This window comes from Kitasatospora sp. NPDC059088 (assembly GCF_042738155.1).
Classification (GTDB): Bacteria; Actinomycetota; Actinomycetes; order Streptomycetales; family Streptomycetaceae; genus Kitasatospora.
Genome location: NZ_JBHYGR010000011.1, coordinates 57,513 through 83,770 on the forward strand (window position 1 = coordinate 57,513; position 26,258 = coordinate 83,770).

18 protein-coding genes and 2 pseudogenes are annotated in these 26,258 nt (G+C 73.9%); 10 read left to right on the forward strand and 10 right to left on the reverse strand.

All coding sequences use genetic code 11. The annotated features are described in order from the left end of the window. Positions 1-88 precede the first annotated feature (88 nt). From ACFWXO_RS07765 to ACFWXO_RS07785, 5 genes and pseudogenes are all read right to left on the reverse strand, one after another. On the reverse strand, positions 89-1,840 hold the full coding sequence (locus tag ACFWXO_RS07765) for a carbohydrate-binding module family 20 domain-containing protein (RefSeq protein ID WP_380522753.1): 1,752 nt from the start codon (positions 1,838-1,840) through the stop codon (positions 89-91). Between the two features lie 270 nt (positions 1,841-2,110). Beyond that, positions 2,111-2,839, reverse strand: a pseudogene (locus tag ACFWXO_RS07770) (putative Ig domain-containing protein); the annotation flags it as partial. A 201-nt stretch (positions 2,840-3,040) separates the two neighbouring features. Continuing rightward, positions 3,041-3,658, reverse strand: a pseudogene (locus ACFWXO_RS07775) (trypsin-like peptidase domain-containing protein); the annotation flags it as partial. A gap of 186 nt (positions 3,659-3,844) precedes the next feature. Next, positions 3,845-4,741, reverse strand: a complete 897-nt coding sequence (locus tag ACFWXO_RS07780; protein WP_380522754.1) for a hypothetical protein — start codon at positions 4,739-4,741, stop codon at positions 3,845-3,847. Positions 4,742-4,882: 141 nt separating this feature from the next. Then, complete coding sequence (locus ACFWXO_RS07785) at positions 4,883-5,776, reverse strand: hypothetical protein (RefSeq protein ID WP_375890201.1); 894 nt, start codon at positions 5,774-5,776, stop codon at positions 4,883-4,885. 160 nt (positions 5,777-5,936) lie between these two features. On the opposite strand from ACFWXO_RS07785, the gene ACFWXO_RS07790 reads away from it, so the two are divergent. Together ACFWXO_RS07790 and ACFWXO_RS07795 are read left to right on the forward strand one after the other, a co-directional pair. Further along, a complete protein-coding gene (locus ACFWXO_RS07790; protein WP_375890200.1) occupies positions 5,937-7,058 on the forward strand; it encodes an alpha/beta hydrolase in 1,122 nt (373 codons plus the stop codon). A gap of 152 nt (positions 7,059-7,210) precedes the next feature. Next, positions 7,211-9,691 (forward strand): ArnT family glycosyltransferase, encoded by a 2,481-nt coding sequence (locus tag ACFWXO_RS07795; RefSeq protein ID WP_380522755.1) that lies wholly within the window; start codon positions 7,211-7,213, stop codon positions 9,689-9,691. A gap of 187 nt (positions 9,692-9,878) precedes the next feature. On the opposite strand, the gene ACFWXO_RS07800 is transcribed toward ACFWXO_RS07795, so the two are convergent. From ACFWXO_RS07800 to moaA, 3 genes are all read right to left on the reverse strand, one after another. Beyond that, positions 9,879-11,462 (reverse strand): alpha/beta hydrolase, encoded by a 1,584-nt coding sequence (locus ACFWXO_RS07800; RefSeq protein WP_380522757.1) that lies wholly within the window; start codon positions 11,460-11,462, stop codon positions 9,879-9,881. A 166-nt stretch (positions 11,463-11,628) separates the two neighbouring features. Continuing rightward, positions 11,629-12,345 carry an HNH endonuclease family protein gene (locus ACFWXO_RS07805; protein ID WP_380522786.1) on the reverse strand — a complete coding sequence of 239 codons (717 nt, stop codon included), beginning with the start codon at positions 12,343-12,345 and terminating at the stop codon, positions 11,629-11,631. A gap of 241 nt (positions 12,346-12,586) precedes the next feature. Then, positions 12,587-13,582 carry a GTP 3',8-cyclase MoaA gene (gene moaA / locus ACFWXO_RS07810; protein WP_380522759.1) on the reverse strand — a complete coding sequence of 332 codons (996 nt, stop codon included), beginning with the start codon at positions 13,580-13,582 and terminating at the stop codon, positions 12,587-12,589. A gap of 141 nt (positions 13,583-13,723) precedes the next feature. Between moaA and ACFWXO_RS07815 the strand changes: the two genes are divergently transcribed. From ACFWXO_RS07815 to ACFWXO_RS07835, 5 genes are all read left to right on the forward strand, one after another. Beyond that, entirely contained in the window at positions 13,724-14,338 is a 615-nt protein-coding gene (locus ACFWXO_RS07815; protein ID WP_380522760.1) for an NTP transferase domain-containing protein, read from the forward strand. 175 nt (positions 14,339-14,513) lie between these two features. After that, entirely contained in the window at positions 14,514-15,374 is an 861-nt protein-coding gene (locus ACFWXO_RS07820) for a hypothetical protein (RefSeq protein WP_380522761.1), read from the forward strand. Between the two features lie 270 nt (positions 15,375-15,644). Beyond that, positions 15,645-16,481, forward strand: a complete 837-nt coding sequence (locus ACFWXO_RS07825) for a hypothetical protein (RefSeq protein WP_375890188.1) — start codon at positions 15,645-15,647, stop codon at positions 16,479-16,481. A 168-nt stretch (positions 16,482-16,649) separates the two neighbouring features. Then, positions 16,650-17,600 (forward strand): (2Fe-2S)-binding protein, encoded by a 951-nt coding sequence (locus ACFWXO_RS07830; RefSeq protein WP_380522762.1) that lies wholly within the window; start codon positions 16,650-16,652, stop codon positions 17,598-17,600. Positions 17,601-17,830: 230 nt separating this feature from the next. Then, entirely contained in the window at positions 17,831-18,946 is a 1,116-nt protein-coding gene (locus tag ACFWXO_RS07835; protein WP_375890185.1) for a DUF2637 domain-containing protein, read from the forward strand. Between the two features lie 79 nt (positions 18,947-19,025). Here the strand turns inward: ACFWXO_RS07835 and ACFWXO_RS07840 are convergent, their stop codons facing one another. Beyond that, positions 19,026-21,302: a SpoIIE family protein phosphatase gene (locus tag ACFWXO_RS07840; protein WP_375890183.1), complete on the reverse strand. Its 2,277-nt coding sequence runs from the start codon at positions 21,300-21,302 to the stop codon at positions 19,026-19,028. Between the two features lie 378 nt (positions 21,303-21,680). Beyond that, on the reverse strand, positions 21,681-22,196 hold the full coding sequence (locus ACFWXO_RS07845; RefSeq protein ID WP_375890181.1) for an ATP-binding protein: 516 nt from the start codon (positions 22,194-22,196) through the stop codon (positions 21,681-21,683). Between the two features lie 553 nt (positions 22,197-22,749). Here ACFWXO_RS07845 and ureA point away from each other — a divergent pair. Genes ureA through ACFWXO_RS07860 form a run of 3 tightly spaced genes read left to right on the forward strand, consistent with a single transcriptional unit; the run spans position 22,750 to position 26,256 of the window. Further along, the gene (gene ureA, locus ACFWXO_RS07850) at positions 22,750-23,460 is read left to right on the forward strand and encodes an urease subunit gamma (RefSeq protein ID WP_380522763.1); all 711 of its coding nucleotides are present in this window, start codon (positions 22,750-22,752) and stop codon (positions 23,458-23,460) included. Further along, positions 23,457-25,178: an urease subunit alpha gene (locus tag ACFWXO_RS07855; protein ID WP_380522764.1), complete on the forward strand. Its 1,722-nt coding sequence runs from the start codon at positions 23,457-23,459 to the stop codon at positions 25,176-25,178. Before ureA ends, ACFWXO_RS07855 begins: the two co-directional genes overlap by 4 nt. A gap of 31 nt (positions 25,179-25,209) precedes the next feature. Next, positions 25,210-26,256 carry an agmatine/peptidylarginine deiminase gene (locus ACFWXO_RS07860; RefSeq protein WP_380522765.1) on the forward strand — a complete coding sequence of 349 codons (1,047 nt, stop codon included), beginning with the start codon at positions 25,210-25,212 and terminating at the stop codon, positions 26,254-26,256. Positions 26,257-26,258 lie beyond the last annotated feature (2 nt).

Sequence of the window (26,258 nt, forward strand, 5' to 3'; positions counted from 1 at the left end):
CGGTGGGTGGGGGGCGCGCCCCCCCCCCCCCCCCGGCGCCCCCGCGGCGGGGTGGGGGGCCCGGGGGGTCCCAGGTACGGGCAGAGGGCTACGGCCGCCAGGTGTCGTTCAGGGTGACGTTCCCCGGACCCGGCACGGTCGCCGCCCGGTTGGCCCCGGACTCCCAGGTCACCGCCCCGCTCGCGTCCTTGCGCAGGTACTTGTACTGGAAGGAGGTGCCGGCCGGCAGCGAGAGCGCCAGCGACCAGACCGGGTATCCGGCCGAGGACAGCGGCAGCGCCTTGGCCGGGTCCCAGCCGCCGAGCGCCGCGGCGCCACCGACCACGTACAGGTTCTGCCCGTACGAGGTGGTCGCGTTGACGTTGAAGGAGGCGCCGGACACCGCCGTGCCGGGCTGGACGTACAGCGCCACCGCGTCGCCCGCGCCGACCGTCGCGGTGAACTGCCCGTTGGCGCCCACCTGGTAGGTCGGGCCGGTGCAGCCCCCGCCGGGCTGCGGGTCGCCGTGCTGGACGTCGCAGTACGTCCCGGCCGGCAGTCCGGTCTGGAAGGTCTGGGTGATCGCGCCGCTCTCGTGGTTGATCGCGACGTAGCCCCGGTTGCCGCGGCCGAAGGCGATCGCGTTGTTGCCGTTGGACCACCAGCTGGTCACCCCGGTGCCGGCGACGGCGTTGCGGAAGCCGACCATGTTGGCGATCTGCCGCCAGGCGTGGGTGCAGTTCCAGCCGTCCTGGTAGCAGGCGTTGACGGTGCCGCCGTTGGGCGGGCCGTCGTCGTTGCCGCTGAAGCCGTAGCCCGAGTAGACGTTGGGCGAGCCGTAGGTCGAGGCCAGCAGGAAGACGTTGGCCAGGGTGTAGGTGCTGCCGTAGGTGTAGTTGAGGGTGGAGCCGTTGCGCTCGGTGTCCCAGTTGTCGACGAAGCTGCGCGCCTGGTCGCTCGGCAGGTAGCCCCAGGAGGCGCCCCAGGTGCTGAGGCTTGCGAGCTTGTCGGCGGTGAACACGCGCTTGAGGTCGGTGCCGACCCGGAACTCGTCGACGTCGCCGTTGCCGGTGTACTCGGTGGGCTGGACGGGCTCGCCGGCGCCGTAGATGACCTCCTGCACCCAGTAGGCCTTGGGGTTGGCCGTCTTGGCCTTGATGGCGGCGAGGTCGGCGGCGGCGATGTGCTTGGCGGCGTCGATCCGGTAGCCGTCGACGCCGAGCGAGCCGAGGTCGTCCAGGTAGTGGGCGATGGTGCTCCGGACGTAGTCGCTGCCGGTGTCCAGGTCGGCGAGGTTGACCAGCTCGCAGTTCTGGACGTTGCCGCGGTCCTGGTAGTTGGTGATCGGCTGGCGACAGGTGTGGAAGTCCTGGTCCTGGTACGTGCCGGGGTAGTTGTACTTGGTGTACGCGGTGCCGCCGGTGCCGGTGCCGGAACCGGCCGTCATGTGGTTGACGACGGCGTCGGCGATCACCTTCACCCCGGCCGCGTGGCAGGTGTCCACCATGTTCTTGAAGGACGTGCGGTCGCCGAGCCGTCCGGCGATCTTGTAGCTGACCGGCTGGTACGAGGTCCACCACTGCGGGCCCTGGATGTGCTCCTGGGGCGGCGACACCTCGACGAAGCCGTAGCCCTTCGGGCCGAGGGTGGTGGTGCAGGCCTGGGCGACCGAGTCGAAGCGCCACTCGAAGAGGGTGGCGGTGACGTCCTTGCCGTTGTTCGCGGGCGGGGCGGCCTGCGCGGCGGGGGCGCCGAGGGCGGTGCCGAGCGAGAGGGCGAGCGCCGCCGAGGCCGCGAGCGCGCCGGCCGTGCGGGCGGGCCGGCGGGTGCGGGCGGGCCCGCGGGTGGGGGTGGTGACCACGTTGTCTCCTGGGGGTGGCTGGGGTGGGGGCAGCCGGGGTGAAGTCTGCAAGAAGCTTCTGTAACTTGCCGGAAACTTGCAGCGCTGAACCTAGGGCGACCGGAACAGGCCGTCAAGGTCCCAGGAGATTCGTTTCTGCATCGACACGGAGCGGAGCACAGCCGAGGCACGGCCGGAGCGTTCCCCGGAGCACGACAAGGGCCCGGCGGCCGTAGCCGCCGGGCCCCTCACCTGCCCTGGTTCACCGGTCCCTCAGGAGCCGGTGCGACCTCAGCCGGTCTGGACGGAGGTGTCGTCGATCACGAAGCTGGTCTGCAGCGACGAGTCCTCGGTGCCGGTGAACTTCACGGTGACCGTCTGGCCCGCGTAGGCCGAGAGGTCGAAGGTGCGCTGCTGGTAGCCGGCCGCGGCGTCCACGTTCGAGTAGGTCTTGAGCGTGGTGCCGTTGACCGAGACGGCCAGCTTGTCGTACGCGGTGCTGCCGGTCTCGGCGGTGTCGATGTGCAGCCAGAAGCTCAGCGTCGCCTTGCAGCCCGCCGGGATGCTCACCGTCTGGGACAGCGTGTCGGTGTGGGTGCTGCCGTAGCCGTCCAGGTACGCCTTCCAGCTACCACCGTGCGACGGCTCGGACGAACCGTTGTCGATCACACCGCTCGAAGCCGTCCACGGCGACGCCGTCCCGGTCTCGAAGCCCGGGTTGCCGAGCAGCTGCGCCGGGGTGCAGGAACCGCCGCCACCACCGGTGACCGTCCAGGCGAAGCTGGTGCCGGCCGACTTGCCGGCCGCGTCGGTGACGGTGACGGTGACGCTGGAGCTGCCCGCGGTGGCGGCGGTGCCGGAGATCAGGCCGGTCGAGGAGTTGATCGACAGGCCGGCCGGCAGCCCGGTCGCGCTGTAGGACAGCGGGGCGGTGCCGCCGGAGGCGTTGATCTGCAGGTTGACCGAGCCGCCCACCGCGGTGGACTGGTCACCGGGGTTGCCCACCGAGACGGCGGCGCCGGCCGGCTTGGTGAGCAGGCAGCCGGGCACGGTGAGGTCGACGGTCCGGGCGGAGTTGACGCAGGTGGTGAACCAGTAGGTCTCCTCGCCGTAACTCTGGCCCTTGAAGGCCTTGGTGGAGCCGTCGGCGGCGACCTCACAGGGGTTGTTGAGGGTGCACATCTCCCCGTCGTCGTTGCCGGTGTTGTTGATGCCGACGATCCGCCCGCTCGCGGAGTCGATGATCGGCGAACCGGAGGTGCCGTGGGTGGTGTTGCAGCCGGAGCTGTAGCGCAGCGAGTCGTGCCAACTCCACTGGTCCTCGCGCAGGGTGGGCACGAACCCGTTGACGGAGCAGTTCCACACCTGCTTCCAGTACGAGGACGGTATGTACATCGACGAGCCGTCGACCGGGTGGGCGTCGTTGATGGTGAGGGCGGTGGCGCCGTACTTGGAGGTGATCGAGGCGAAGGTGTCGGTGAGTTCGTAGAGGGCGACGTCGGTGCCGGTCATCGTCGCGTAGATCACCTTGTCGCCCTGGACGGTGCCGAGGCTGTTGCCCGCGCCGTCCAGCAGGGTGCCGCTGCGGCTGGCGCTGACGTTCTGGATGACCTGGCCGTAGGGGGGCATGGACGGCAGGCAGTGCCCGTTGGTGAGCATCATGGCCCGGTCGCCGGAGGCCGAGGTGGGGAACCGGACGAGCGAGGCGGAGCAGTCGTCCAGGGCGATGGTCGACGTCAGGTCGGCGGCCTGGACGGCGTGGGCGGGGGCGGCGGCGAGGACCAGCCCTCCGGCGACGACGGCGCTCGCACCGGCCATCGCGACAAGTCTCTTGAACATGGCTCTCCTTGTGGGGGATCGCGGGCCGCCCGGCTGGTCGCCGAGGCCCACGCCCGCACGAAAGTGCCATGGTCACTTCAAGCGGTCAACAGTTCCCGCACAACTCGCCACCCCAGGGGCCGGGTTGTGCCATCGTTTGGCAACAACCCGTCCTGGTATGCCCGTTACGGGACGAACCCATGAACGCTACGGCTGAGCGAGGGGATCGGACTTCATCCACTGGACGTCGCGCCGATCCTTGCCGTCCGGCGAGATCACGGTGAGGGTCCAGATCGTGCCGCCCCGGTCCGGCGTGAAGTCGTGCGTGCCGGTGAACCTGGCGAACGCGCAGCCCTGGGTGAACTGCTTCGCGCCGGAGTCCCAGTCCACGCCGGTGGTGTAGTAGAAGTCGTACACGCCGTCCGCGATGCCCTCGATGGTGGCCTGCTGCCCCTTGGCCACGTACACCGAGGCCACCGCGGTGCCATTGGCGGCGAGCGTGAAGACCGCGTCCGTCTGCCCGGTGTTGTCGACCTTCACCACGCCCTTGCCGCCCTTGCCGCCCTCCTGGACCACGGTGCCGTTGTCCAGGCTGCGCGCCTGCGTCTGCGGCTTGGGCAGCTCCGGCACGGCGAAGGCGGTCCGGTAGCCGGCCGCCGCCAGCTTGGCGAGGGCCGCCGAGACCCCGGCCACCCCTTGGGCGGCGCCGAACTGCGCCAGTCCGCCACCGGCGGAGCACACCTTGTGCTCCGAGATGTCCTTCCGGACGGGCTCGGTGTCGGTGGCGAGCGTGGCCAGGGCGGTGGCCAGGTCGGCCCGCGCCGCCGTGGCGCCGGAGGGCGCGGTGGTGGCGTTCACGTTCCGCACGGCCCGGTTGGTGTCGGACGCCAGGTGGGTGAGCGCGGTGTCGAGGTCGAGGGCGCTCTTGGCCGAGGCCGCCTTGCCGAAGTCGGCTCCGACCGGCGCCAGGGCCTGGTCGAGCGCCGTCCCGAACGGCGTCGCCGCGGCGGACGGCGAGGCGCTCGACACAGCCGCGCCGCCGCCCCCGCCCGAGCACGCCGCCAGCAGCAGCGCCGCACCAACGGCCAGACCGGATCTGCCCACGGACCCCGAGAACTTCACAACCCCACCTCAACGCTGCCGGGCGCGCACTCCGCGCGCACACGGGGCGCCATGGTGCCGATCACGAACCGCCCTGGTCAAGCGGTTTCGGACGGCCGCCGGAAGGGGCCGTCCGGCCGGACGCTACAGCTGCGGGAAGGAGTTCGGGTCCACGTCGTTGGTCTCGGCGTTGCCGTCGACCACCGGCTGGAGGGTGATCGACCAGGACGTCGAGGTGCGGCCGGTCTCGTACGGGAAGGTGTCCTCGAACTTGGTGAACGCGCAGCTCCGGGTGAAGGACTTGGCCGCGGAGTCCCAGTCCGCCCCTTGGGAGACGTAGACGTCGTACGTCCCGTCCTCCACGCCCTGGACGGCGGCCTTCTGTCCCTTGGCCACGAACATCGAGTGCACCGCCTTGCCGCCCAGCACGAGCGAGACGACCGCGTCCGCCTTGCTGCCGTTGTCGACCTTGAACTCGCCGTAGCCGTGCAGCTTCCCCTTGCTGATCATCGTGCCGTTGTCCAGCGAGCGGGACTGCTGCTTGGGCAGCTGGGGGACGGTGAGGTTCGCCGCGTAGCCGGCCGCCGTCAGTTTCGCCAGGACCGCCGGTACGGACTTCAAGCCCTCGCCCGCGCCCAGCTGGGCCTCGGCCGAGTCCAGTGCGCAGACGTTCCGGGACTTGATGCCGAGACGGACATCCGTCGCGTCGGACTGGAGCACGCTCAGCGCGTTCGCCAGGTCGTGCCGGTCCCCGGTGACCGCAGCGGGGGCGTCCGCCACGTTCAGCGCCCTGGAGGCGTCGTGCGCGGCGGTGCTGAGGGCGCTCATCACGGCCTCGAGGTCGCTCAGGTTCTTGGCCCCGGGGATCCGGGCGAGCGCGTTGTCGACCGGCTCGATGTTCTTGCTGAGCACCGGGCCGAACGCCACCGCGCTCGTCGTGGCCCCGGGCCCGGGCCTGCCCGCCGTCGTTCCGCCCGAGCACGCCGCGAGCAGCAGCGCCGAACCGATGGCCAGGCCGGCCTTGCCGATGGACTTCATGACCCCACCCCATGTCACCCGGCACGCGCACCGCGCGCACACCCCGCGACATGGTCCCGAGTACGAACCACCCCGGTCAATCCGTTTCCGGCGACCACCCGCGGGGGCCGTCCCGCCCCGCCCGGCGGGGTCGACGCCGGGGTCAACTACGATCGGGCACGTGCTCAGCCTCACCGGACTCCCCCTCCAGGTCATCACGTCGGTCATCGCGATCGTCGTCTTCGCCGCCACCATGTGGTTCTGGCCCAAGTTCGGTGGCAAGGGCTGGAAGTCCTGGCTGGGCCGGATCGGCGCCTTCCTGGCCACCCAGCTGTCGGTGCTGGCCGCGATGGGCCTGATCGCCAACAGCTACTTCGGCTTCTACAGCTCCTGGACCGACCTGCTCGGCACCAGCGGCGGCCTCGGCACGGTGGTCGACCACCAGCCGAACGCCTCCGGGGTGTCCGTCACCGGCGAGCAGAAGTTCTACTCGTCCCAGGGTTCGGAGCCGGACCGCTCCGGGATGATCCAGAAGGTCGACGTCAAAGGGGCCGGCACCGGCCTGAGCACCGAGGCGTACGTCTACCTGCCGCCGCAGTACTTCCAGCCGGGCTTCGCCAAGCAGCGCTTCCCGATGGCCGTGGTGCTGACCGGCTACCCGGGCACCCCGGAGAAGCTGATCTCGCTGATGCAGTACCCGGCGTCCACCCTCGACGCCATCGAGCAGAAGAAGCTGCCGCCGACCATCCTGGTGATGACCCGCCCCACCCTCGTCGACAACCGCGACACCGAGTGCGTCGACGTGCCGAACGGCCCCCAGGTCGAGACCTTCTTCACCAGCGACCTGCCCAAGGCCCTCGCCACCACCTACCGGATCGGCACCGACCCCTCCAACCGGGCCGTGATCGGCAACTCCACCGGCGGCTACTGCGCGCTCAAGTTCGCCCTGCGCAAGCCCGACTCCTACCCGGCCGCGGTCGCGCTCTCCGGCTACTACAGCGCCGCCCACGACCCGACCACCGGCGACCTGTTCGGCGGCAACGACAAGCTCAAGCAGGAGAACGACCTGCTGTGGCGGCTCAAGAACCAGCCGGCCGCCCCGGTCTCGCTGCTGCTGACCACCGCGAACGACGAGAACAACTACGACGACACCAAGGCCATGGTCGCCGCCTTCAAGGCGCCCACCAAGATGTCCACGATCACCCTGGACACCGCCGGCCACAACTTCCACACCTGGACCCGGGAGATCCCCCCGGCCCTGGAGTGGCTGGGCAAGCACATCACCATGCCGGCCGCCGCCTGAGCGGCCCGACGGGACCAGCGGCCCGACCGCCCGAGCCCGACCGGACGAGAGCCCCCTGACTCCGCCTCCGGACGGGTGAAACCGGGCAGATCACACCCGCCTCACAGCCGTATCTCACGGTTCTCTCAGCCACGCCACGCACGGTATGGCGCATGACCACGAGCAGCTACTCCCCTCCGGCCGGCGATCCGTGGCCCGAGGCCGCGAACTACCCGCCACCGGAGGCGCCGCGGCCGGACCCGGCGCCGCTCTTCCCCGAGCAGCCCCTGCCGACGACCGGCCCCAAGGGCCCGGCCTCCTGGTCCGGACGGCTGCGCACCCTCCCGGCCCGCGCCTGGCGCGGGCGCGCGGACGACCCGCGCTGGGTGCGCCCGGCCCTGCTGGCGCTGATGGCCGCGACGGTCGTGCTCTACCTGTGGGGCCTGGGCGCCTCCGGCTGGGCCAACGCCTTCTACTCGGCGGCCGTGCAGGCCGGAAGCCAGAGCTGGAAGGCCTTCTTCTTCGGCTCCTCCGACGCCGGCAACTTCATCACCGTCGACAAGCCCCCGGCGTCCCTGTGGCCGATGGCGCTGTCGGTGCGGCTGTTCGGCCTCTCCTCCTGGTCGATCCTGGCCCCGCAGGCGCTGATGGGCGCCGCCACCGTGGGCGCGCTGTACGCGACGGTGCGCCGCCGCTTCTCCCCGCTCGGCGGCCTGCTGGCGGGCGCCGCGCTGGCGCTCACCCCGGTCGCGGCGCTGATGTTCCGCTTCAACAACCCGGACGCGCTGCTGGTGCTGCTGCTGACCCTGGCCGCGTACGGGATGGTGCGGGCGGTCGAGACGGCGAGCACCCGCTGGCTGCTGTTCACCGGCGCGATGTTCGGCTTCGCCTTCCTCACCAAGACGCTGGCGGCCTTCCTGATCCTGCCCGCGTTCGCGGTGATCTACCTGGTCGTGGCGCCCACCGGCTTCTGGCGGCGGCTGCGGCAGACCCTGCTCGCGGGCGTGGCCGTGGTGGTCGCCGGCGGCTGGTGGGTGGCGGTCGTGGAGCTGCTGCCGGCCTCGGCCCGCCCGTACGTCGGCGGCTCGCAGGACAACGACTTCCTGTCGCTGACCTTCGGCTACAACGGCCTCGGCCGGGTCGACGGCAACGAGCGCGGCAGCGTGGGCGGCGGCGGCCGGATGCCCGCCGGGCTCGACCTGCCGGGCGGCGCCGGGCACAGCCGGGGCTGGGGCCAGACCGGCATCACCCGGCTGTTCGGCAGCGACATCGGCGGGCAGATCGCCTGGCTGCTGCCGGCAGCGCTGATCCTGCTGGTGGTCGGCCTGTGGGCGACCCGCCGCTACGCCCGTCCGGACACGGCCCGCGCGGCCTTCCTGGTCTGGGGCGGCTGGCTGGTCTCCACCGCGCTGATCTTCAGCTTCATGTCCGGGATCTTCCACCAGTACTACACGGTGGCGCTGGCCCCGGCCGTCGCGGCGCTGTTCGGCATGGGCGTGGACGGCCTGTGGCGGGCCCGGCACCGGCTGCCGTACGCACTGCTGCTGGCCGGCGTGCTCGCGGTGACGGCCGGGTGGGCGTTCGTCCTGCTCGGGCGCAGCTCCGACTTCCTGCCCTGGCTGCGCTGGGCGGTGCTGGTCGGCGGACTGGCGGCCGCGGGGGCGCTGGTCGCCGGGCAGGTGGCAGGCCGGGTCTCCGGACGGACGGGCGCGCGGATCGCCTCGGTGGCGGGCCTGGTGGGCCTGGCGGCGGCGCTCGGCGGTCCGGCCGCGTACGCGGTGGACACCGTGGGCACCGCGCACAACGGCTCGATCATCACGGCCGGTCCGTCCGTGAAGGGCGCGGGCTTCGGGCCGGGCTCCTTCGGCAAGGGCGGCAAGGGCGGCCGGGGCTTCCCGGGCGGCTTCGGCGGCGGCCAGGGCGGCCAGGGTCAGGGCGGCCAGGCCGGCCAAGGTGGTCAGGGCGGTCAGGGCGGCTTCGGCGGGCGGGGTGGACAGGGCGGCCACGGCTTCCCGGGCGGTCAGAACGGCCAGGGTGACCAGGGCGGTCAGGGCGGCTTCAACGGCGGCTCCGGCCGGGGCGCCGACGGCACCGCCCCCGGCGGCCGCCACGAGCGCGGCGCGGGCGGGTCCACCGGCTCCGGCGGCGCCTCCGGTACGCCCGGCTTCCCCGGGTTCCCCGGCGGCGGCCAGGACCCCGAGGGCGCGGGCGGCCCCGGCGGCTTCGGCGGCGGCATGGGCGGCGGCATGGGCGGCCTGCTCGGCGGCACCAAGGTGAGCGACGAGGCGAAGTCCCTGCTCTCGCAGGACTCCGGCCAGTACACCTGGGCGGCCGCCACCACCGGTTCGCAGAACGCCGCGAGCTACCAACTCGCCACCGGCAAGCCGGTGATGGCGCTCGGCGGCTTCAACGGCACGGACCCCTCGCTCAGCCTGGCGGGCTTCCAGAAGTACGTCCAGGAGGGGAAGGTGCACTGGTTCATCGGCGGCGGCTCGCACCGCGGCTTCGGCGGCGCCGGCGGGGCGGGCGGCGAGGGCGCCGAGGGCGACCAGCAGACCGAGTCGGCGCAGATCGAGGCCTGGGTGACCAGCCACTTCACCGCCAAGACGGTCGGTGGCACCACCTTCTACGACCTGACGGCCCCGAAGGCCTGATCCGGTCGGTCCGACCCGGGCTCCGGGAACCCTGACCCGGAGCCCGAACTCCCCAGGGGGCGTGCCGCGTTCGCGCGGTACGCCCTCTTTCGCGTGCCCCTTTCGCCTGCCCCTTCGCCTGCCCCTCTCACGGGTCCCTTTCACGGGCCCGTCCCACGGGCCCCCACGGGCCCGGCACGACGCCCCGTCAGTCGGAGCCGCAGCGCGCCCCGGCGGCGGGCAGCACCCCGTCCACCAGGTAGGCCTCGGCGGCGTCGCGCGCGCAGGAGCTGTGGTACCAGGACATGTGCCCGTCGCCGTCGCGGGTGAGCAGCACGCCGTGCTGCAACCCGGCCGCCATCCGCTGCGCCCACACGTAGGGGGTGATCGGGTCCTCCGTCCCGCCGATCACCAGGACCGGGGCGCTGCCGGGCGCCGTCACGGTGTGCGGCCGCTCGGTGGACCGGTACGGCCAGGGGCGGCAGTCGGGTTCGAGCAGGGTGATCCGGGTGTCGTGGCGGCTGGTGAGCGGGGCCCGGGCGGCGAGGTCGGCGAGGGCGGTGCGCAGGTCGGCGTCGCTGGGGGCGAGCGGGGCGTCGGCGCAGTGGATGGCCGCGAAGGCGTCCGCGGAGTTCTCGTAGTGGCCGTCGTCGTCGCGGCCGGCGTTGCCGTCGGAGAACCGGAGCAGTTCGTCGCCCTCGCCGCGGGTGAGCGCGGGGTCGAGGGCGGAGCGCAGCCGCGACCAGCTGCCGTGGCCGTCGGCGAGGGTGTCGATGACGACGCCCCAGCCGAGGGAGGCGGTGACGGTGCGGCCGTCGTGGGTGGGCAGCGGGTGGTCCTTGAGGCCGTCGAGGAAGTCGGCGAGCCGCCCGGGGGCGGCGGCCGGGTCGGTGCCGAACGGGCAGTCGGCGCCCTCGGCGGTGCAGGCGATGGCGAAGGCGCGGAAGCCGGCCTCGGTGGCGGCGGCCTGTTCGACGTCGAGGTGCATCAGGTCGGTGCTGCGTTCGACGGCGCCGTCGAGGACGAGCCGACCGGTGCGGTCGGGGAACTCCTCGGCGTAGAGGACGCCGAGGTAGGTGCCGTAGGAGAGGCCGAGGAAGTCGAGCTTGCGCTCGCCGAGGGCGCTGCGCAGCACGTCCATGTCGCGGGCGCTGTTGCGGGTGCCGAGGAACGGCAGGATGTCGGCGTACTTGGCCCGGCAGGCGTCGGCGAGGACCCGGCCTCGGTCGTAGGCCGGGTCGTCGGTGCGCATCGACTGCTCGCGGGTGCGGTCGTCCAGGCAGTCGATCGGCAGGGTGGCGCCGGAGCCGCGCGGGTCGAAGCCGACCACGTCGAAGCGGTCGCGCATCGGGCCCTGGCCGTCCTTCCAGCCCCGGGCCATGTTGGCACCGGAGTTGCCGGGCCCGCCGGGGTTGACCAGCAGGGCGCCGATCCGGTGGGCGGGGTCGGCGGCGGGCACCCGGGCGACGGCGACGTCGATGCTGCGGCCGCCGGGGTCGGCGTAGTCCAGCGGGGCCTTGAGGGTGGCGCACTGGACGGCGGTTGCGGCCGCCTCCGCGCCGTCGGCGCCCGCGTCGCCGCCCGCGCCGTCGCAGGGTGCCCAGGCGAGCCGCTGGTCGTAGTACGCCTGCAGCGCCGGGGAGGCGCTGGTGGGCGCCCGCTCGGCGAGCGGCGGGCGGCTGGTCGGCGCGGCCGCGGGGCGTGCGCCGCCGGGGCCGGAGCAGCCGGCGGCCAGGGCGAGGAGCAGGGCGGCGAGGGCGGGCAGGGCGCGTCGCCGCAGGCGGGGGGTCATCGGGGGCACCGCCCACGAATACCATCCGGGGCACCGCCGGGGCATCTCGCCCGCTGCCCCCGGCCGCCTCCTTGGCACTTCCTTAGCGCCGCCGCGCCGCCGCGCCGCTGCGCCGCCACGAGGCCTCGCCGCCTCGCGGTACGACCGGCGAAGGAGGATCGTTTCCTCACCCGCCGCACTGCTGGAGCATCGCCTTCTTGTCCGCCTCGGTGACCGGCAGCTGGTACTTGAGCGAGACCTGGGCGAAGCGCACCGCGTACGAGCAGCGGATCTCGGTGCTGGCGGGCAGCCAGTCGGCCGGGCCGGAGTCGCCCTTGGAGGCGTTCTGCGAGCCGTCGGCGGGGATCAGGTTGAGCGGGTCGTTGGCGATCCGGACCCGCTTGGCCTTGTCCCACGTGGCGGCGCCCATCTGCCAGTCGTAGGACAGCGGCATCACGTGGTCGATCTGGATCTTCGACGCCTGCTGCTTGGTCCACTCGACGGTCCGGCCGGTGTACGGGTCGTGGATGGTCATCGCGGTGACTACGCAGTCCGAGCCGTCCTTGCGCTCGACACCGCTGCCGTCGCGGGCCAACAGGTCGTTGCGGGTGTCGCACTTGTTGCCGCCGTACGGGACGCCCTCGACGCTGTCCGTCCAGGCGGGGCCGAACTCGTTGCGGTCGTAGCCGTCCTTGGGACCGGTACGGGCGGTGGCCACCTTGGCGATCAGCTCCCGGCCCGCCTTCTGCTCCTCCGGGGTGGTCAGCGGCGCCAGGCCGGGCTTGGTGCCGTCCGGGTTCTGCAGCGGGCTGGTGCCGGTGCCGACGGCGGACGGTCCGGACCCGCCCGGCGACTTCCCGCCGCGGCCCTCGACCAGCCAGCCGACCAGGGCGAGCAGGCATATCAGGAACACGGTGGCGGCGGACAGCCAGGTACGGCGGGCGGGCACGGAGAACTCCCGGGATCAGGGGCGGGTTGACGGCGAACCAGCAGACCAGCCACCCCAAGAGAAGGTCAAGCCGACGCCACGGGGAGCCCAGGAGCATGTCGAAGCTCACACTCCGTCGACTCCGGCCGCCCGGGCCCCATCCGGGTCCCCGTCACCGCCCGCATGCCCGTCCGCATCCCCGTCCGCGCCCGGGAGTTCAGCCCCCGATCGCCGACATCGGCCGGTCCGGCCGGACGAACCCGGCGCTGCCGATGGCGTGTCCGGGCCCCTTGCCCGTCACCGAGGCCCGCCAGGCCTCCTCGATCCGCCCGTCGTCCGCGCCCCCGCGCAGCAGCGCGCGCAGGTCCGACTCCTCGGTCGCGAACAGGCAGTTGCGCAACTGCCCGTCGGCCGTCAGCCGGACCCGGTCGCAGCCCCCGCAGAACGGCCGGGTGACGGAGGCGATCACCCCGATCACCGTGTCCGTCCCGGCGACCCGCCACTCCTCCGCCGGGGCGTTGCCGCTGCGCCCGACCGGCACCAGGTCGAAGCGCTCGCCGAGCCGGGCCAGCACCTCCTCGGCCGTCACCATCGCGGCGCGGTCCCAACTCCCCTGCGCGTCCAGGGGCATGGACTCGATGAAGCGCATCCGGTAGCCGTGCTCGACGGCGAAGGCCGCCAACTCCGGTATCTCGTCGTCGTTCACGCCGCGCACCGGCACGGCGTTGACCTTCACCGGGTCCAGCCCGGCCGCCTTGGCCGCCGCCAGGCCCGCGAACACGTCGGCGATCCGGTCCCGCCGGGTGAGCTCCGCGAACCGGTCCGCGCGCAGCGTGTCCAGGCTGACGTTCACCCGCCCCAGCCCGGCCTCCCGCAGCGCGACCGCGGTCCGGGCCAGACCGATCCCGTTGGTGGTCAGCGACAGCTCCACGCCCAGCGCGGCCAGCCGCCCGACCAGGCCCGGCAGCCCCCGCCGCAGCAGCGGCTCCCCGCCGGTCAGCCGCACCGAGCGCACCCCCAGGCGCTGCGCCGCGATCCGCACCAGCCGCACCACCTCGTCGTCCCCGAGCGTGTCCGCCCGGGGCAGCCAGTCCAGCCCCTCGGCCGGCATGCAGTACGTGCAGCGCAGATTGCAGCGATCGGTCAGGGAGACCCGCAGATCGGTGTGGACCCGTCCGAAGCGGTCCACCAGCGGGCGCGGTGCGGTGTTCATCGCCCCAGTACAGGGGCAAGCGGGCCGCGGGACCAGCGGCCGAACCGCCGGGGACCGCCCGCGACCTGCGCCTTCGCCTTGTGGATTCGTACAAGCGCCGAACGGCTGCGCGACCGGGCCCCGACCGGGCAGGCTGGGCGCATGCAGACCACACCGCCCGCCGTCCCGGCCCTCGTCCTCGCCGCCGGGGGCGGACGCCGGCTCGGCGGGCGGCCCAAGGCGCTGATCCGGTACGCGGGCCGGCCGCTGGTGGAGCACGCGGTGGCCACCGTCCGGGCCGGCGGCTGCCCCGACGTCACTGTGGTGCTGGGCGCGGACCGCGAGCGGGTGCGCTCCACCGCGCACCTGCCGGGCTGCCGGCTGGTCGCCAACCCGGACTGGGCCGAGGGCATGGGCTCCTCGCTGCGGGCCGGACTGGCCGCACTGCCGCTGCGGGCCCCGGCGGTGCTGGTGATGCTGGTGGACACCCCCGGCGTCACCCCGGCCGCGGTCGCCCGGCTGCTGGCCGCGCACCGGGCCGGCGCCGACCTGGCCGCCGCGGCGTACGGCGGACGGCGCGGACACCCGGTGCTGATCGGCGCGCGGCACTTCGCCGAGGCCGCCGAGGGCGCGTCCGGGGACGCCGGGGCCCGCGCCCTGCTGGCGGCGCACGCCGGGGAACTCGTCCTGGTCGAGTGCGCGGACGTCGCCGTCCCCGACGACCTGGACACCCCCGCCGACCTGGCCCGCTGGTCCGTCGACCGACCACCCCGCTGACGCCGGCCGCGCATCCTCCCCGCGGAGGGGCCCGGCCTCGCCCGTACCGGCGACCGGCCCCTGATCCGTCCCTGATCCGTCCCTGAGGATTGCCCCATTCCGCGCCCGAAGCCGGACGTTTCGGGGAGCATGGGAACCAACCACCCCGACCCGACACCGACGGACGGAGCCCGCGATGGCAGGACTGCCCGACGACTTCACCGGACACGACCCCGCGCGGTCGGGGCCGGGGGCGGGCGGTGGCGCCCGGGCGATCCGCTGCCCCGCCTGCCGCCGCGAGCACCTGTACGAGCCGCCGTCGCTGCCGTGTCCGTGCGGCGCCTCGCTGAAGGTCCCGCTGCTGCGCGGCGGGGTGCCGGTCCAGGTGCGGTTCCGCTCCTGGGAGGACTCCTGGCTGAGCATGCGCTGCCCGCACTGCGGCCGCTCCGACCAGTGGCCGCAGCCCGAGTTCACCTGCAACTGCGGCGCCACCGTCCGCCTCCCGGTGGACCGCACCACCCGGCTGGGCGGCGGCACCGCCGGCCCGCTCGCCGCCCCCGGCCCGCAGAGCGCCCGCCCCTACCCGGCGCACCCGGTGAACGCCCCGGTGCCCGCCCCGCCCGCGCAGGGCGGCGGCCCCGTCGGACGCCCCAGGCCGTTCCGCCACCGCGCCCCGTTCCGCCCCCACCCGGTGCGCACCTCCCAGGACGCGGTGTTCACCGCCGCCCGCTACCTGGAGTGGCTCGGCTTCGACGACCTGGAGCTGACCGAGGCCCAGGAACGCGACGGGGTCACCCTGCTGGGCGGCCGGATGGTCGCCCAGGTCGACACCTGGACCGAGCCCGCCGACGTGAAGTCGGTCGAGTGCCTGTGGCTGCAGACCCTGCACGCCGAGGAGATGGCCGCCGCCATGTTCACCCTGGCCGGCTACTCCCACCAGGCCACCGTGCGCGGCGAACAACTGCTGGTCGCCCTGTTCAGCCTCGACCTGGCCGGCGTGCCCCAACCCGCCAACGGCGCCGCCGAGGCCCTGATGGAGACCGGCTGGACCTCCTGACCCGACCCGCCCCTCCCCCGACACCCCGGCGCCCCAACACCCGGAGCCCGGCGCCGCACACCCGGCGCCCCACTAGATCATCTCCCCGACAAAAGCAACAACCTCCGCTCGTGATCTGGTGCACAAGCTCACCCCCGTGTTGAATTGCCGCCACAGCGCGGGCCTTTCGCCGTGCCGTTCACCCTGCCGCCGCCATGCGAACGGGCCGTGACGGCAGGGCTCCCAGGCAGGTCCGCGCCCTTGCTGGATGGCGCACACAAGGAGGTGGCGTTGTCGGAGCACGGATGGAGCCCGAGCGGCCCGGACGAACGGGGGCGGGCGGCAGCGGAGGAACCGGGCGACACCGTGTGGCGGCTGCGATCCCGGGGGTGCTGGCAGGAGGCCGCCGAACTACTGCGACCCGCCGCCGAACACGACCCGGCCGCGGCCCTCGCACGGGCCGAACTCCTCATCGAGAAATGCCTGTTCACCGCCGCGCACTGGACCCAGGCGGAACAGGCGTTACGGCTGGCCGAGGCCCTGGCGGAGGGCACCGAGCAGCGCGCGGCCGCCGGCTGCGCCCGCGGCTTCCTCGCCTACCTGGCCAGCGTGCTCGGCCCGCGCGACCGCCTCGACGAGGCCCAGGCCGCCCTCGGCCGCACCTCGGCGCTGCTGCCGCCGGACGCGCCGGGCCGGCCCCTGCTGGACTTCCGGCGCGGACTGGTCGCCGAGAACCTGCTCGGCGACCGCAGCGCCGCCTGGATCGCCTACCGCCGGGCGCACGAGGGCGCCGGGGAACGCGGGGACGAACTGCTCCGCTCCTACACCTGGCGGCACCTGGGCGCGCTCGCGCTCTCCCGCGGCGACCGCGGCAACGCCCGGGAGGGCTTCGACGCCTCACTGCGGCTGCGCGAGCAACTCGGCTTCACGGTGGGGGTGGCGCCGGCGCTCGCCGCGCTCGCCGAGGTGTCCGAACCCGCCGAGGCGGTGCGGCTGCGCGCCGAGGCCACCCGCCTGGTGCACGCCCTGGGCGGGGTGCCGGTCTGGCTCGCACGCCAGCTCGGACGTGCGCCGGGGCCTCCCCCGGACGGACGCATCACCAGCGAGACCCGGGGAACTATCAGCTAAGGTGAGCCTAACCTGTCCGGGGTGAGCAGCGCCCCGGACAGGTCGCCTTGCTGTCCCCCGGGCACCGCCACGCCCCGGACCGGCCGGGCCCGGCCGCGGCGGACCGTCCGCGACCGGCCCTGCCGGGCGGTCCACCGGCGGCCCCGGTCGACCCGATGGGGCCCGCCCATGACCGCGAGCAGCACCCGGCCCGGCCCCGCGCCGCGCGCCCCCCGCACCACCCGGGCGCACGACCCCGCCCACGCACCGGACACCCCCACCCCCTGCGCCCCCTCGTACCACCGGCTGACCGCGCTCGCCCCGATGCTGGACCTGCGCTGCGCCCCACCCCGGCACGGCGACGGCTGGCTGCCGGTCGCCACCCTCACCACCGACCCGGCGGCACTGCGCGAACTGGTCGCCCACGACGCCCGGCAGGGCCTGACCCGCTACGGGCGGCCGCTGCGCCCGGACGTGGCGGCCGGCTTCGGGCTGCACCGCTTCGTCTGGCCGGTCTCGCTGCTGTTCACCGTGCCGTGGTTCCTGGAGCGGCGCGTCCCGCTGCTCGGCCCCGGCGACGTCTCGGTGCACCGCGCCCCGGCCTCGATGGGGCTGACGGTGCGCCCGGAGGCCTTCGTCTGCCTGCCGGACGACCCCGCGGCCCGCACGGCCGGGGCCCGCACGGTGCCGGACGAGGACGCGCTCGGCGCCGAACTGCGGTGCGCCCTGGCCGAGTTCCTGACCCCGGTGCTGGCCGCCTTCGGGCCGGAGGCGCGGCGCGGGCCCCGGGTGCTGTGGGCGATGGCCACCGACGCGGTGGTGGAGGGGCTCTGGTACGCGGGCGGGCTGCTCGGGGAGCAGGAACGGGCGCGCGACGAGCTGTCCGCCCTGCTGGCACCCGGGGAGCCCGGGGAGCCCTCCTCCGGGCCATCCCCCTCCGGACCGGCGCGCACGCCCGGCGCGGGCCGGGGCCCCGCTCCCGCCCCGGCCCCCTTCACCCCGGGCGCCGGTTTCGCACCCCCGGCGCCCGGGTGCGGCGGTGCTTCGGGTACGGACCGGGCTCGGGCCAGCTGTTGCCTCGTCTACACCGTGGAATCCGCGGAAATGTGCAACGGCTGCCCCCGCGTCACGCGACGTTGACGGAAATCCGTACGACCCGGGATTCGAAAAGCCCGTGATTCCGGGAATGTCCAGCGCCGAATTCATATGACCATGTGATTGGCGACGGGTCAGAAATCCCTCTCCTCAGCGCATTGACGGCGAATCCGCCTTTCCCCCGCCGGGCATCCGTCATGATGGTCCCCGCCGCGCTGCTGGAACGCAGCGACCGGCGCAGGAACGCGACGCAGAAAGCGAGGCTGGTTCCGGCAATGAAATTGTCCGACATACCGCTCGGCTGGGCCGTCACCGGGGTCGTGGGGCTGCTGGTCAGCGCCCTCCTGGTGGCCCTGGCCCGAAGCCGGGGATCCGCCGCCGGCGCGGATTCCTGGGAGCGTTCCGAGGAACGGCGCCGCAACAAGGAATCCCTGTACGGCGCTGCCTCCTACACGCTGCTGTTCTGCTGCGCCGGTGTCGCGGCCGCGCTCTCCTTCCACGGCCTGGTCGGCTTCGGCGTGCAGAACCTCGGACTGTCCGGCGGCTGGGAGTACCTCGTCCCGTTCGGCCTGGACGGCGCCGCGATGTTCTGCTCGGTGCTCGCCGTCCGCGAGGCCAGCCACGGCGACGCGGCGCTCGGCTCCCGGCTGCTGGTCTGGCTCTTCGCCGGCGCCTCGGCCTGGTTCAACTGGGTGCACGCCCCGCGCGGCTTCGGCCACGCCGGCGCCCCGCAGTTCTTCTCCGGCATGTCGCTGTCCGCCGCGATCCTGTTCGACCGCGCGCTCAAGCAGACCCGCCGGGCCGCGCTGCGCGAACAGGGCCTGGTGCCCCGTCCGCTGCCGCAGATCCGCATCGTCCGCTGGCTGCGCGCCCCGCGCGAGACCTACGCGGCCTGGTCGCTGATGCTCCTGGAGGGTGTCCGCAGCCTGGACGAGGCGGTGGACGAGGTCCGCGACGAGAAGCGCGAGCGCGCCATGGAGAAGGAGCGCCGTAAGCTCGCCGGGCGCCGAGAACGGGCCGAGATCCGGGCGATCAACCGCAGCAGCGGCCACTGGCGCGGACGCGGCGGCGCCGCACGGCAGTTGGAGTCGGCCGGCCCGGAGTCCGCGATAGCCGGCGGGCCCGGGGCGGAGCTCCCGGCGGGCGCCCGGGAGGCCGGGGCCCTCGGCTCCGCCGGGGCGGGCGCCCGGGAGGCCGGGTCGGGCGCGCGCGGGGCCAGGACGCGCGCGCGCGAGGTCGAGGCCGCCGAGGGCACCGTCGCCCAGCCGGGCCTGCCGGCCCGTCCGGAGCGGCGCACCATCGACCTCACCGCCGACGAGGACACCGTCACGCTCCCCCGGCTGGACTCGCTGGAGCGCAAACTGAAGGACCTGGAGCAGCAGTTCGGCTGACCCGTCACCGGGCCCCGGCCCGACCGTTCCCCTGGGGCCCCGCGTCACCCGGGCCCCAGGGGGCGGGGGCGGGAAACCGTCAGGCCGCGCTCGTCCCGCTGAGCTCGAACCACATCCGCTTGCCGGACCCGCGCGGCTCCACGCCCCAGGCGTCCGCCAGCGCCTCGACCAGCATCAGCCCGCGCCCGGAGGAGGCCTGCTCCCCCGGGGTCCGGCGGGTCGGCCAGAGGTCCGACTCGTCCTCCACCTCGACCCGCAGCCGGGCCCGGCCGCCGTCCGAGACCGTCTCCCGGTAGAGCCGGGCGGTGAACATGGCGTCCCGGTCGGTGTGCCGGATCGCGTTGGTGACCAGCTCGGAGGAGAGCAGCTCGGCGGTGTCGATGAACTCGGCGACGCCCCAGCGGCGCAGCGCGTCCCGCAGCTCGGCGCGCACCTCGGCGACCCTGGCCAGGTCGGCCTGGCCGATCCGGCGGCGCAGCTGCTGGGCGGCCAGGCCGCCCTCCGGACCGTCCCAGCGCAGCAGCAGGAGCGCTATGTCGTCCTCGCGCTCGCTGGAGTCGGCGGCCTGGGAGGTGATCCGGTCGGCCAGCTCCTCCAGCGGGTCGCGGGCCGCCTCGCCGGCCACCGGCAGCGGCCGGGCCATGGTCCGGGTGAGCCGGCCGATGCCCTCGTCCAGGTCCGTACCGCGGGCCTCGACCAGGCCGTCGGTGCAGAGCAGCACCGTCTCGCCCGGGTCCAGGCTGAACCTCGTCACCCGGTACTCCTGGTCCGGGTCGATGCCCAGCGGCAGCCCGCCGGCCACCGGCAGGACGGCGGCGGTGCCGTCCGCGCGGCGCACCACCGGGTCCAGGTGGCCGGCCCGGACGGCGTAGACCACGCCGTAGTCCACGTTGACCTCGGCGTAGGTGCAGGTCGCGAAGTGGTCGGTGTCCAGGTCCGCGAGGAAGCGGGAGGCGCGGGCCATCACCGCGGCGGGCGGGTGGCCCTCCGCGGCGTAGGCGCGCAGCGCGATCCGCAGCTGACCCATGATCCCGGCCGCGTGCACGTCGTGGCCCTGGACGTCGCCGATCACCAGGCCGACGTGCCCGCCGGGCAGCGGCACCACGTCGTACCAGTCGCCGCCGATCTGCAGCCCGGAACCGGCCGCCAGGTAGCGCACCGCGGTGGTCACCCCGGGCACGGACGGGACGGTGCGGGGCAGCATCACCCGCTGCAGGCCGGCCGCCAGCTCGTGCTCGGCGTCGTGCAGCCGGGCCCGGGCCAGCGACTGGGCCACCAGCCCGCCCAGGGTGGACAGCAGGGTGCGCTCGTCCGCGTCCAGCTCGCGCTCGTCGTCGAAGCTGACCACGCAGACGCCGATCGCCCGGCCGCTGGCCACCAGCGGCAGGTACGCCCAGGAGCCGCGGCCGGTGCGGCTGGTCTGCTCCCACACGTCGGGGTGGCGGTCCCGGAAGTCCTCCCGGCTGGAGATGAAGACCGGGGTGCGGTGCCTGAGCGCCTCGGCGGCCGGGTGGCCGGCGGGCAGCACCGCGCGGTCCCAGACGGCGAGGGCCTGCGAACGGTAGCCGGAGGCGCCGAGGATCCGGGCCCGGCCGGCCTCGAAGGAGGCCAGCACCAGACCGTCCGGCGGCAGTCCGGGCAGCGGCAGCTCGGTGAACACCCGGGCCACGTCACGCACGGTGACCGCCTCGGAGAGGGCGCGCGCGGCCTCCTTGATGAACCGGGAGCGCTCCTCGCGCAGCAGGGCCATCCGGTCGGCGTGGTCGCGCTTGTGCAGCTCGACGGTGGCGTCCCAGACGAAGCCCACCATCCGCGAGGCCCGGCCGAAGGCGTCCGCCAGCACCCGGCCGCGGAAGCGCACCGCGCGCATCGTGCCGTTCGGCCCGACGGTGCGGTAGTAGGCGCCGCACTGGCCCAGCTCGGCCACCGCGCGCTCGACCCGGCGGCGCACCACCGGCGCGTCCTCGGGGTGCAGCAGGGACAGGAAGGAGGCGGCGGTGCGGTCGAAGCGGTCCCGCTCGACGGAGTCCAGTCCGATGATCGCGCAGGCCCGCTGGTCACCCTCCAGGACGTCGCGGCGGATGTCCCAGTCGAAGGAGCCGATGCCGTTGGCGGCCATCGCGGGCTCCAGCCAGTCCGGCATGGAGTCGGCGGAGGAGGGCGGCAGGCCGCCGGACAGCACGGGCGCCAGCCGCCCGGAGGCGAGCACCGGCGGCGTGCGGACGGAGTTGCGGCGGGTGGCCTGCGCGGGCGTGCGGGGAGCGGGCGGGTGCGGCTCCGCGGCGGGCAGGTGCCGCTCCGCGGCGGACACGCCGGGAGGAAGCGTCGGCCCCGGCGACTCGGGCTCAGTGGGCATGCTGCTCCTGCCGCTGCCGTGGCGGACCGCGCCGACCGTCCGGACGGGCCGCGTGGCGGTGTGATGGGTCGTGCTGGATCGGGCGGTGCCGACGGGCGGTGGTCAGTCGAGGTTCGGTCTCCCCGCTGCTTCCCGCACGTGGACACACATTCCCACCATCCTGTCCAATGTTCGGCCGAGCGGCAATGGCAACGGGCCGGAAATCTTGCGCTCCGCCTTGTGTTCAGGGCTTGCTTCGGGAACGGATCAATCGGAGACGAACAATCGTACGGGTGTCGCGTTCGGGTTCGCCGACGGGCTTCGGTGGACGTTGGCGGACATGGGCGGGCTTCGGCGGACGCTGGCGGGCTCCGCCGGACTTCGGCGGACTTCGGCGGGTCACGGCATCGCGAGCTCGAACCAGGTGACCTTGCCGTCGCCGCGCAGCTGCACGCCCCAGGAGTCCGCCAGCGCCTCCACCAGCAGCAGCCCGCGCCCCGAGGTCGCGTACTCGGCGTCCGGCTCGCGCCGCCGCCCGGGCAGCCGGCTCGCGCCGTCCTGCACCTCGACCCGCAGCCGGCTGTCCGTACCGAGCACCGCGTCGAAGACCGCGCCCTTGCCGGTGTGCTGCAACGCGTTGGTGACCAGCTCGGAGGAGAGCAGCTCGGCGGTGTCGGACAGCTCCGGCACCCCCCAGTGGCTCAGCGCCGTACGCAGCCGGTGCCGCACCGCGCCCACCCCGACCAGGTCGGCCGGTTCGAGCGTCAGGTGCAGCCGGCGGTGCAGCGCGCACCCCGGGGCCGACGCACCCGGCAGGGCCGTTCCGGCGCCGACGACCGGGCCCTGGACCGGCCCGGACCGGTAGGCGTCGCCCGAACTCGTCCGCTGCCGCGGGAATCGCGACTGACCGTCCATCAACAGATGCCCCCGCCCTCAAAATCCGGGCCCCCGCCTCCGGATCCCCCGCCGGCCGGGTGGCCCCCTCGTACTGAACCACCATCCTCATGCCCAGTTGACGGCGTTTGCAACAGTGTGCGTCCGATCACGTGGGGTGAAAGGGGCACGGGGAGGTTCACGTGATCCAACTGCCCGCGCCGGACAGGTTTGCGAAGCGCAGAGGCTGTTTTCGAGACCGCCCCCACCCGATCCCGCGCACACCCGGCGCCCGTACGGACCGTGCGCGGGGCCGCGCGCCCCCACCCGCACCACCGCCGTGCGCCGCCCGGCGAACAGGCCCGCTCGCCCCCGCCGCCCGCCCCGCTGCTCGCCCCGCCGCCCGTCCCGCTTCTCACCCCGCCGCCCGCCCCGCCGCCCGCCCGAGGGGCCGAAGGCTCCGGGAGCGGCAACGCTGGACACAGAGCCCCGGTGCGGGTTCAATGAACCGAGATGTTTGAACGCCGTTCTAACATCATCCGGAAGCCCAGGGCCCCGAACCCACCCCCTCCCCGGCGACCGCGAGCGAGGAACCGTGCGACTGCCCCCCACCGAGCGGGACCGGCTGCTGATCTTCACAGCAGCCGAACTGGCCCGCGCCCCCCGCGCCCGGGGCGTGCGCCTCAACATCCCCGAGGCGACCGCCCTGATCGCCGACACCGTCTGCGAAGCCGCCCGCGACGGCCGCCGCCTCGCCGAGGCCGTCGAGGCCGGCCGCTCGGTCCTCACCGCCGCCGACGTCCTGCCCGGAGTGCCCGACGTGGTCACCGTCGTCCAGGTCGAGGCCGTCTTCGAGGACGGCACCCGGCTCGCCGTCGTCGACGACCCCTTCCGGGGCGCCGGCTCGCTCGGCGACGAGGCCCCCGGCCGCGCGCTGCCCGGCGACGGCGCCGGCTACGACCCGGTCGAGGAGACCCTGCTCATCCCCGTCCACAACACCTCCCGGGTGCCGATCTCGGTCACCTCCCACTTCCACTTCTTCGAGGCCAACCCGCGCCTGGCCTTCGACCGGGCCGCCGCCTACGGCACCCACCTGGCCGTCCCGGCCGGCTCCTCGGTGCGCTTCGACCCCGGCGCCACCGTCGAGGTCGGCCTCGTCCCGATCGGCGGCGCACGCGTCGCGATCGGCTTCGCCGGACTCGTCGACGGCCCCCTGGACGCCCCCGGCGCCAAGGACGCCGCCCTCGCCAAAGCCCGCGCCACCGGTTACCTCACCGACTTCGACGACCAGGAGGTGCCCTCGTGAGCTCCCTCACCGCCCACGACTACATCTCCGTGCACGGCCCCCGGGCCGGCGACCGGATCCGGCTCGGCGACAGCGGACTGATCGTCCGCGTCGAATCCGACTCCCAGGCCCCCGGCGACGAATTCCTGGCCGGCTTCGGCAAGACCGCCCGTGACGGCCTCCACCTCAAGCCCGCCGCCGTCCGCGACACCTGCGACGTCGTGATCAGCAACGTCCTGGTGATCGACGCGATCCAGGGCATCCGCAAGACGTCCATCGGCCTGATCGGCGGCCGGATCGCCTCGATCGGACGGGCCGGCAACCCGGACACCCTGGACGGCGTCGAGGTGGTCGTCGGCACCGGCACCACCATCGTCTCCGGCGAAGGCCTGATCGCCACCGCCGGCGCCGTCGACACCCACGTCCACCTGCTCTCGCCGCGGATCATGGAGGCCTCGCTGGCCTCCGGCGTCACCACGATCATCGGCCAGGAGTTCGGCCCGGTCTGGGGCGTCGGCGTCAACTCGCCCTGGGCGCTGCGCCACGCCTTCAACGCCTTCGACGCCTGGCCCGTCAACATCGGCTTCCTGGGCCGCGGTTCGTCCTCCGACGAGGCCCCGCTGGTGGAGGCGCTGGCCGAGGGCGGCGCCTGCGGCTTCAAGGTGCACGAGGACATGGGCGCCCACACCCGCGCACTGGACACCGCGCTGCGCGTCGCCGAACAGTACGACGTCCAAGTCGCCCTGCACACCGACGGGTTGAACGAGTGCCTGGCGGTCGAGGACACCCTGCGGGTGCTGGAGGGCCGGACCGTCCACGCCTTCCACATCGAGGGCTGCGGCGGCGGACACGTCCCCAACGTGCTCAAGCTGGCCGGCGTGCCGAACGTCATCGGCTCCTCCACCAACCCCACCCTGCCCTTCGGCCGGGACGCCCTCGGCGAACACTTCGGCATGATCGTCTCCGCCCACGACCTCAAGACCGACCTGCCCGGCGACGCCGCCATGGCCCGCGACCGCATCCGGGCCGGCACCATGGGCGCCGAGGACGTGCTGCACGACCTCGGCGTCATCGGCATCACCTCCTCCGACGCCCAGGGCATGGGCCGCGCCGGCGAGACGGTGCGCCGCACCTTCGCGATGGCCGGCAAGATGAAGGCCGAACGCGGACCGATGGACGGCAACGGCTCGTACGGGACCACCGAGAGCGGCGACGACAACGAGCGCGTGCTGCGCTACATCGCCAAACTCACCGTCAACCCCGCCATCGCCCACGGACTCGCCCACGAGGTCGGCTCGATCGAGATCGGCAAGCTCGCCGACATCGTGCTCTGGCGCCCCGACCACTTCGGCGCCAAACCGCAACTCGTCCTCAAGGCCGGCTTCCCCGCGTACGGCGTCACCGGCGACCCCAACGCCGCCACCGACCGCTGCGAACCCCTCGTCCTGGGGCCCCAGTTCGGGGCCCACGGCGCCACCGCCGCCGACCTCTCGGTGGCCTTCGTCGCCCAGGCCGCCGCCGACGGCGCCCACCCCCACCGAGCCGCCGACGGACTCCCCACCCGCCGCCGCCGGGTCGGCGTCCGCGGCACCCGCGGCATCGGGCCGCGCGACCTCGTCCGCAACGCCCGCACCGGCCACGTCGAGGTCACCGAGACCGGACTGGTCTCGCTCGACGGCGCACCCCTGCGCTCCGAACCCGCGGACAGCGTCTCGCTCAGCCGCCTCTACTTCCTCTGACCCCGTCGCTCACTTCTTCCTCAAGGACCCGATGATGACCACCCCCACGCCCGCCTCCCTCGGCTACCGGATGCCCGCCGAGTGGTACCCCCACGAGCGCACCTGGATGGCCTTCCCCACCACCAACCCCACCTTCGAGACCCCCGAGCAGCTGCACGCCGGCCGCGAGGCCTGGGCCGCCGTCGCCGACACCATCGTCCGGTACGAGCCGCTCACCCTGATCGTCAACACCGGCGAGACCGCCGACGCCCGCCGGTACGTCTCCGAGGCCGTCGAGATCGTCGAACGCCCGCTCGACGACGCCTGGATGCGCGACATCGGCCCCTCGTTCGTGATCGACGGCAAGGGCTCGCTGGCCGCCACCGACTGGATCTTCAACGGCTGGGGCGCCCAGTCCTGGGCCCGCTGGGACAAGGACCAGCACGTCGCCGAGCACATCAGCGAACTCACCGGCGTCCAGCGCTTCGCCTCCCGGCTGATCAACGAAGGCGGCGGCATCCACGTCGACGGCGAGGGCACCGTCCTCGTCACCGAGACCGTCCAGCTCGGCGAGGGCCGCAACTCCGACTGGACCAAGGAGGACGTCGAGGCCGAACTGCACGCCCACCTCGGCACCACCAAGGCCATCTGGCTGCCCCGCGGACTCACCCGCGACTACGACGAGTTCGGCACCCGCGGCCACATCGACATCGTCGCCTCCTTCGTCCGCCCCGGCGTCGTCGTCGCCCACGTCCAGCCCGACCCGGCCCACCCCGACCACGAGGTCTGCCAGGAGCTCGTCGCCGTGCTGCGCGCCGCCACCGACGCGCAGGGCCGACAGCTGGAGGTCATCGAACTGCCCGCCCCCACCGTCCTGTTCGACGAGGACGGCGAACCGGTCGACTACTCCTACATCAACCACTACGTGGCCAACGGCGCCGTCGTCCTGTGCGCCTTCGACGACCCGCGCGACCAGGAGGCCGCCGACATCCTCGCCAAGGCCTACCCCGGCCGCACCGTCGAACTCGTCGACGCCCGCGGGATCTTCGCCAACGGGGGCGGAATCCACTGCATCACCCAGCAGCAGCCCAAGGCCTGACG

What these genes read in the sequence shown, in the direction of transcription:
- ACFWXO_RS07800 (WP_380522757.1), bottom strand. Translation starts at nt 11,462, where the DNA reads ATGACCCCCCGCCTGCGGCGACGCGCCCTGCCCGCCCTCGCCGCCCTG.
- ACFWXO_RS07830 (WP_380522762.1), top strand. Translation starts at nt 16,650, where the DNA reads ATGACCGCGAGCAGCACCCGGCCCGGCCCCGCGCCGCGCGCCCCCCGC.
- ACFWXO_RS07835 (WP_375890185.1), top strand. Translation starts at nt 17,831, where the DNA reads ATGAAATTGTCCGACATACCGCTCGGCTGGGCCGTCACCGGGGTCGTG.
- moaA (WP_380522759.1), bottom strand. Translation starts at nt 13,582, where the DNA reads ATGAACACCGCACCGCGCCCGCTGGTGGACCGCTTCGGACGGGTCCAC.
- ACFWXO_RS07840 (WP_375890183.1), bottom strand. Translation starts at nt 21,302, where the DNA reads ATGCCCACTGAGCCCGAGTCGCCGGGGCCGACGCTTCCTCCCGGCGTG.
- ACFWXO_RS07795 (WP_380522755.1), top strand. Translation starts at nt 7,211, where the DNA reads ATGACCACGAGCAGCTACTCCCCTCCGGCCGGCGATCCGTGGCCCGAG.
- ACFWXO_RS07860 (WP_380522765.1), top strand. Translation starts at nt 25,210, where the DNA reads ATGATGACCACCCCCACGCCCGCCTCCCTCGGCTACCGGATGCCCGCC.
- ACFWXO_RS07820 (WP_380522761.1), top strand. Translation starts at nt 14,514, where the DNA reads ATGGCAGGACTGCCCGACGACTTCACCGGACACGACCCCGCGCGGTCG.
- ACFWXO_RS07785 (WP_375890201.1), bottom strand. Translation starts at nt 5,776, where the DNA reads ATGAAGTCCATCGGCAAGGCCGGCCTGGCCATCGGTTCGGCGCTGCTG.
- ACFWXO_RS07845 (WP_375890181.1), bottom strand. Translation starts at nt 22,196, where the DNA reads ATGGACGGTCAGTCGCGATTCCCGCGGCAGCGGACGAGTTCGGGCGAC.
- ACFWXO_RS07815 (WP_380522760.1), top strand. Translation starts at nt 13,724, where the DNA reads ATGCAGACCACACCGCCCGCCGTCCCGGCCCTCGTCCTCGCCGCCGGG.